This is a genomic window from Mannheimia haemolytica (genome assembly GCF_004342115.1).
GTDB lineage: Bacteria > Pseudomonadota > Gammaproteobacteria > Enterobacterales > Pasteurellaceae > Mannheimia > Mannheimia haemolytica.
Genome location: NZ_SMAC01000066.1, coordinates 1 through 1,435, shown reverse-complemented (window position 1 = coordinate 1,435; position 1,435 = coordinate 1). Strand labels below are relative to the sequence as shown.

1 protein-coding gene and 1 pseudogene are annotated in these 1,435 nt (G+C 35.1%); both read left to right on the top strand.

Annotated elements, in window-relative coordinates:
* Window positions 1-72 (top strand): annotated as a pseudogene (locus EDC41_RS13420) (IS1595 family transposase); the annotation flags it as partial.
* 137 nt (window positions 73-209) lie between these two features.
* Window positions 210-1,277, top strand: coding sequence for a hypothetical protein (locus tag EDC41_RS13415; protein ID WP_006251305.1), 1,068 nt, complete (start codon window positions 210-212; stop codon window positions 1,275-1,277).
* Window positions 1,278-1,435 lie beyond the last annotated feature (158 nt).

Below are 1,435 nucleotides of genomic sequence, written 5' to 3'. Positions count from 1 at the left end.
TGTGAATTTCGGTTTAACTTTGGTACACCAAAAGAACAGCTCAAAACGTTGCGAAAATGGTGTGAGATTTAGGGCTAATCTACTACAGCCCCAAAAATTTTCATAAGGGAAACGTTTACGTAAAACTCCTCAGACCATTCATTCTTATTTCATATAAAAAATATGATAGACTTCTCATAGTCTCGTTTTTATATTTAAGGAATAACCCAATGAAATTCAATAAAAAATTAATTTTAACATTTGCCGCAACCTTAGTTTTAAGTGCTTGCGGAGGAAGTAGTAGCGGAGGTTCGCCTTCAACACCGAACCAACCCAAACCAGTACTAGTACCAAAAACACAAAATACTCCTCTGGCACAAAATACTCCTCAGGTACAAAATGCTCCTCAGGTACAAAATGTTCCTCAGGTACAAAATGTTCCTCAGATGGAAAATAACACCCAAAGTCAAAATAATTCCCAAATACAGGATCAGCCAGAAGTTGCTCCTCCAGCAACACAAATTGCTCCGTCAATACCTGAAAAGAAAATAGATGGATCTTTTGATAAAATTGGGACAGTAATACTTGATGCAGAAAAACAAACTATTACACTCAATAAATTTATTCTAGTTGATAAACCTGATAGCCCCAAAAAATATGATCGTGTTAGTGGCAAACCAATTATTGAAGAAAAGAACCAGATCATACTACCGTTGGCAGATATTTCTACCGGAGCATTAACATCTGATCAAAACGCTGATTATCTAATAGGACGTAGCGGAGATCTGTTCTATGGCGTTTATCACGATACACAAAGTAATATTCTTGTAGAAGAAGCGGATAAATTCAGCAAATATTTTGTTATTTATGATGAAAATCGTGTTAACAGTAAAGTATCTCAAGACTTAACAGCCACTTATGACAAAAAAGGAGGGGTTGTATATGGTGCAAATGCAGGTATAAAAGAGTTTGAAGCACGTTTAAATAAACTGGGAGATGTTAACATTGAATTCAAAAATGGTAAGGCAAACGGTAATATAAGTGATGAAAATTCCGTAAAACCGATCTTTACAATCACTGGTGATACAAAAAGTTTAGTAATTTCTCCAACAGCAGATAACCCTGTTATATCTGTAATATTAAATGAACGTAAACAGAGTTACAGTCAAGGTATGGAAAAAGCTGTAATGGATATTAAATTTATTGATTCTGCAAAAGGAGCTGGCGACCAAAAATACTTAATCGGTGAAGCAAAAAGCGAGAGCTGGCAAGCTATAATGGTTAGCGAGAAACAATAAAGTTATCTTCTGCTAAAAACTGAAGTAAAAAAGACTGAGTCCGATAATATCGGCTCAGTCTTTTAAATTGTAGAAGATCAAACCTAATCTGACAGTCCCCCGTTTTAAATTACCGTGTCTGTCAGATTAATTTGAGCTTAAATTCTTTTCCACCCAAA

Bases quoted from the DNA above. Each gene is read 5' to 3' on its own strand.
- EDC41_RS13415 (WP_006251305.1), top strand. From the start codon at position 210: ATGAAATTCAATAAAAAATTAATTTTAACATTTGCCGCAACCTTAGTT.